Below are 5467 nucleotides of genomic sequence, written 5' to 3'. Positions count from 1 at the left end.
GGGGGGGGGGGGGGCCGCCGCGGCCGCCCGCGGCGCGGGCGAGAACGCCGACGTCGGCGTTGTCGGTGAACAGGCCGTCGATACCCGCCTTCAGGAAGGTGACCTGCTCGTCGATGGCCCGGCCGTACTCGGCCGCCACGGTGCCCTTCCGGTAACCGGCGGGCAGGAAGCTGTTCTCCGCGCGGAACGTGTACGGGTGCACGAGCAGACGGGCGGCGTGCGCGTCCGTGACGAGGGAGGTCGGCGCGAGCAGGTTGCCGGCGGAGTCCCGCGGGATGACCTGGTTCTTCTCCGGGCCGATGCCGTTCGCGTAGGTAGCGATCGTCTTCAGGCCGGCGGGGGTGATCAGGTCGGCGTAGGTGCGCGGGTCACCGGCGGCGCGCAGGTCATAGGGAGCGCCGCTGCCGGACAGCAGCTGGACCACCGGCGTCTTCAGCCCGAGCTTGCGCAGCTGGATCAGGTTGGTCACCTCGAAGGACTGCACGAAGACCGCCGCCTTCTTGTCGTTCAGGCCCGCCCGGCTGATCGCGTCCAGCAGCCGCTTCTCCAGCGGCAGCCCCGCCTGCTGGAAGTAGGTCGGGTGCTTGGTCTCCGGGTAGACGCCGATCTCGCGGTCCAGCTCCCTCGACAGCCGCTTGCGCAGGTCGAGCACCTCGGCCAGCGTCGGGATCTCGAACCGGCCGTCGTACAGGGTGTTGCGCTGCCGGATGTCCGGGATCCGCTCCTTGGCGCGCAGCGTCTTCAGCTCGGCGAGCGTGAAGTCCTCGGTGAACCAGCCGGTCACCGCCACGCCGTCGAGGGTCTTCGTCACCCTGCGGGCCGCGAACTCGGGGTGGTCGGCGACGTTCGTCGTGCCGCCGATCTCGGGCTCGTGCCGGCAGACGAGGTGGCCGTCCTTGGTGATGACGAGGTCCGGCTCGACGAAGTCGGCGCCCATCCGGGCCGCGAGCTCGTACGAGGCCAGCGTGTGCTCCGGCCGGTAGCCGGAGGCGCCGCGGTGCCCCACCACGAGGGTCTTCGGCCGGGAGCCCTGCCCGGATCCGCCCTGGCTGCCCGAGGCCGAGGCGGCCGAGGCGGTGGCGACGATGACGGGCGTGGCCGCGAGCCCCGCGATCACGCTGCGGCGGCCGAGGGCGCGGCGGCCGACCGCGGGACGGTCGTGGGCGGACCGGTCCTCGGCGGGGTGGTCTTCCGTGTTGCGCTCCACAGGTCCTCCTGCGCGGCGACGTCGTCCCTCGACGCCGGCGCGCCGGCCAAGCCAAGCAATGACGCGGTACATTCGCGCAGCCCGGACCTTGCTCGTTTCTGTCGAAAGGCCGGCCAGGAAGTGAACCGCCTGGGCCGCCCCGGCGCGGCGAATCCCGGCGCGCCCGGCCGGCGGATCGACCGTGTGGGTGCCGGCGGGTCGATCGCGCGAGTAGGAGACACCCGGTCGCGGATTGACGACACGTAAAGCCGCTGTGAACGGCGAGAGAGTGGCTGGCGGGCTCGCGGAAGCCGCAGCTAGAGTCCGCCCCGTGCCAGCGGCCAGGTCCAGCCCGGACGCCCATTCGACGACGGCCGTGACCCCGGTACCGACAGACTCGGTACCGCCGGCTCCGGTACCGACGGCCGCGGCCCCGGCGGCTCGCACCAGTCCCGTTCCCACGACTCCGGAGACGACGGCCCCGGCGCGCCGGGGCATCGCCGGCCGGGCGGCGCCGTCGCCCGGGAGCGTCCTCGCCGTGCTCGCGGTCGTCGTGCCGGTGGGGCTCGCCGTCTTCTACGCGGACGCCGACGGCATGCGCGCCTGGTGCACGATCTTTCTGGCTGTGACGATCCAGGCCGCACCGTTCCTCGCGCTCGGCGTGCTGGTCAGCGGCGCCGTCGCGGCGTTCGTGCCCGACGGCGCGCTCGGCCGGGTCCTGCCACGGCGGGCGACGCTCGCCGTGCCCGTCGCGGGCGTCTCCGGGGCGGTGCTGCCGGGCTGCGAATGCAGCTCGGTACCGGTGGCGAAACGGCTCGCCGACAACGGCGCGCCGCCCGCCGCCGCGCTCACGTTCCTGCTCGCGGCGCCGGCCATCAACCCGATCGTGCTGGTGTCGACCGCGGTCGCCTTCCCGGGCACGCCTGAGATGGTGGCGGCGCGGTTCGTCGCGTCGCTGGCGGCGGCGGTTCTGGTCGGCCTGGTCTGGCACCGGTTCGGCGTTCCGCTGCCCCCGCCGGCCACCCGCGCGGCGAGTCCCGCGCGGGCGCGGGCCGCGTGGCGGTGGGGCCGGCTCGCCGAGGTCGCCGGACACGACTTCCTGCACGCCGGCGGATTTCTCGTGCTCGGCGCCGCGCTCGCCGCGACCCTCAACGTGGCGGTGCCGCGGTCGGCGCTGGACGCGGTGTCGGACGCCGGCCCGCTGACCGTGCTCGCGCTCGCCGCGCTCGCCGTGCTGCTGGCGATCTGCTCCGAGGCGGACGCGTTCGTCGCCGCCAGCATGACGCAGTTCCCGCTGACCGCGCGGCTGGCGTTCCTCGTCGTCGGGCCGATGGTCGACGTGAAGCTGATAGCCATGCAGTGGGGCACGTTCGGCCGCCGGGTGACGACCGTCTTCGCCCCGCTCACGTTCGTCACGGCGGTCCTGTCGGCCGTCGTCGTGGGGGAGATCCTGCTGTGACCGCCGAACCTCCGGCGACGGATTCATCGCTTCCGCGCGACCGGCCTGGCGGGCACGGGGACCACCGGCCGGCCGCGGCCGGCGAACGGGTCGGGCCACTCGGTGGCCTGTTGCTGCTCGTCGTCGGCGTCACCTGCCTGCGGCTCGCCCAGACCGGCGCGTACACGTCCTACGTCCGGGGCGAGATGCGGATCCCGCTGTTCGCCACCGGCGCGCTGGTCGCGCTGCTCGGCCTCGTGGCGCTCGCCAGCTACGTCCGCTCCGGCGGGCGTGCCGAGTCCGGCGAGCATCCCGACGAGCACGAGCACGAGCACGAGCACGGACACGGACGCGGCTTCGGTGGGGCGCCGCGGGTGGCGCTGCTGCTGGTGCTGCCGGTCGCGGTCGTCTACCTCGTCGGGCCGCCGGCGCTCGGCGCGTTCAGCGCCAGCCGGGCCGCGGTCAGCGTGCCACCGCCGCGGCCGGTGCCGTTCACGCCGCTGAGCGCCGGCGCGGATGGCACCGTCACGGTCGCGCTGGACGAGGCCGTCGAGCGTGCCTACGGCGGCGACACCCTCTCCGGGCACACCCTGCGGCTCACCGGGTTCGTCGTCGACCCGGACGGGCGAAAACTCATCCTGACGCGATTTGTCATTCGTTGCTGCGCGGCCGATGCCGAGCCGGCCGCCATCACGCTCACCCTTCCCGCGAATGTCTCCGTTCCGGACGAGAACACCTGGGTCACGGTCGAGGCGCGCTGGGCCGGCGACGCCCCGCCGGACGGCCGGCCGGGGTTCATGGCGAGTTCCCTTGAGGTCATCGAACCGCCGGCCGACCCTTATGAGACGTGACCTGACGGGCGGACGGCGAACGCGGGCCCGAATGTGGCGGTCGGTGAAATCGGTGATCACGGGGCCTGGGGTCGGACATCGGGCGTTAACCGGGAGGCGACATCGCCGTGGCGGTCCCGCCACGCGCGGCCAATAGCCTGCTCGCGCTCGATTCACCGTTCCGATCGGAGCCAGATGAGACTTCGTCCCTCACGGCGGGCGCGCCTGGGTGTTGTCGGCATCGCCGCCACGCTAGTCGTCGGTCTCGCGGTCACCCTGCCGGCCGCGGCCGCGGCAAAAGACAGCACGATAGAGGTACAGATCCTCGGATTCAACGACTTCCACGGCAACCTGCGTCCCCCGACCGGCAGCGGCGGCAGGATCGGCACGGTGGACGCCGGCGGTGCCACTTACCTCGCCAGGCATCTGGGCGACCTGCGCAAGGGTCACCGCAACACGATCACCGTGGCGGCGGGCGACAACATCGGAGCCAGTCCGCTGATCTCGGCGCTGTTCCACGACGAGCCGACCATCAACGTGCTTAGCCAGATGAAGGTCGACCTGGCCAGCGTCGGCAACCACGAGTTCGACGAGGGTTCGGCCGAGCTGCTGCGCCTGCAGAACGGTGGCTGCCATCCTGTCGACGGCTGCCAGCTCGGCAGGTATCGCGGGGCGGACTTCCAGTACCTGGCCGCGAACGTCGTCGACGAGGACACCAACCAGCCGATCCTGCCGCCCTACGCCATCAAGGAATTCCAGGGCGTGAAGGTCGGCTTCATCGGCATGACCCTCGAGGGCACCCCGGGGATCGTCACGGCCGACGGCGTCGCGGGCCTGAAGTTCCTGGACGAGGTCGCCACGGCGAACGCCACGGCCCAGACGCTGAAGAGCCAGGGCGTTCAGACGATCGTCGTCATCCTGCATGAGGGCGGATCGCAGGCCAGCACCGGCACCTACGACGGCTGCACCGGCCTGACCGGTCCGATCGTCGACATCGTCAACGGCTTTGATGACGAGATCGACGCGGTCGTCTCCGGTCACAGCCACCAGCCGTACAACTGCGTCGTCGACGGCCGGCTGGTCACCCAGGCCGCGTCGTTCGGCCGGATCATCACCGAGATGAACCTGACCATCGACAAGGGGTCCGGCGACGTCGTCAAGGCCGTCGCGGCGAACCACATCGTGACCCGGGACGTGAAGCCGGAGCAGAAGATCACCCGGATGATCGACGAGTACGGCGCCGCGTCCGCGACGTTGGAGAACCAGGTCATCGGAAGCATCACGGCCGACATCAACCGGGTAGCCGCTCCGAGTGGCGAGACGCCGCTCGGCAACCTGATCGCCTCGTCCCAGCTCGCGGCGACCTCCGCCCCGGACAAGGGCGGCGCGGTGGCCGCGTTCATGAACCCCGGCGGTGTCCGGGCCGACCTGGTGTTCGCGCCGTCCGGCGCCGAGCAGCCGGGCCAGGTCACCTACGGCGAGGCGTTCACCGTCCAACCGTTCGCCAACCTGCTCACGGTGCAGACCATGACGGGTGACGCCATCAAGCGGGTCCTGGAGCAGCAGTACGCCCTGAACCGGATCCTCCAGCCGGCCGGCATCACCTACACGGTCAGCCAGAGCGCTCCGGTCGGCTCGAAGGTCAGCAACATCGTCATCGGTGGCCAGCCGTTGAACCCGACGGCCGCCTACCAGATCACCATCAACAACTTCCTTGCCGGTGGTGGCGACGGCTTCAGCGTTTTCACCGAGGGCACCGGCCCGGTCAACCAGGGCGTCGACCTTGACGCGTTCGCGGCCTACCTGACCGCGAACGCCCCGGTCGCGCCGCCGGCGACCAACCGGATCACCGTGGCCGCCTGACGGCTCCGGGGTTCCCTGACAGCTCTCGCGAGACTGTCGCCTCGCGGCGGGCCGGCGGCCGCCCCGGCCGACGGGCCGCCGCGGCGACGGTGGCCCGCGGCGTCGACCCGCGCCCCTGGGTGGACGCCGTCGTCGCCACCGCCGAGACGG

General features: G+C 72.2%; 4 protein-coding genes. 3 read left to right on the top strand and 1 reads right to left on the bottom strand.

The genetic code is table 11. From position 1 onward, the window contains the following. Nucleotides 1-1207, bottom strand: a 1207-nt coding sequence (locus I6A81_RS40070) for a glycerophosphodiester phosphodiesterase (RefSeq protein ID WP_407661461.1), incomplete at its 3' end; no start/stop codon positions are given. Nucleotides 1208-1517: 310 nt separating this feature from the next. On the opposite strand from I6A81_RS40070, the gene I6A81_RS40065 reads away from it, so the two are divergent. From I6A81_RS40065 to I6A81_RS40055, 3 genes are all read left to right on the top strand, one after another. Then, a complete protein-coding gene (locus I6A81_RS40065) occupies nucleotides 1518-2645 on the top strand; it encodes a permease (RefSeq protein ID WP_203002962.1) in 1128 nt (375 codons plus the stop codon). After that, entirely contained in the window at nucleotides 2642-3475 is an 834-nt protein-coding gene (locus tag I6A81_RS40060; protein ID WP_203002963.1) for a TIGR03943 family putative permease subunit, read from the top strand. The genes I6A81_RS40065 and I6A81_RS40060 overlap by 4 nt, the downstream gene beginning before the upstream one ends. Before the next feature lie 174 nt (nucleotides 3476-3649). After that, on the top strand, nucleotides 3650-5317 hold the full coding sequence (locus tag I6A81_RS40055; RefSeq protein WP_203002964.1) for a bifunctional metallophosphatase/5'-nucleotidase: 1668 nt from the start codon (nucleotides 3650-3652) through the stop codon (nucleotides 5315-5317). Nucleotides 5318-5467: the final 150 nt, after the last annotated feature.

Origin of the sequence: Frankia nepalensis, from assembly GCF_016786325.1 — a bacterium.
In the GTDB taxonomy this organism is placed as follows: Bacteria; Actinomycetota; Actinomycetes; order Frankiales; family Frankiaceae; genus Pseudofrankia; species Pseudofrankia nepalensis.
The sequence above is the reverse complement of the archived record's forward strand: the minus strand, read 5'-3'. Positions and strand labels throughout refer to the sequence as shown.

Bases quoted from the DNA above. Each gene is read 5' to 3' on its own strand.
- I6A81_RS40055 (WP_203002964.1), top strand. From the start codon at position 3,650: ATGAGACTTCGTCCCTCACGGCGGGCGCGCCTGGGTGTTGTCGGCATC.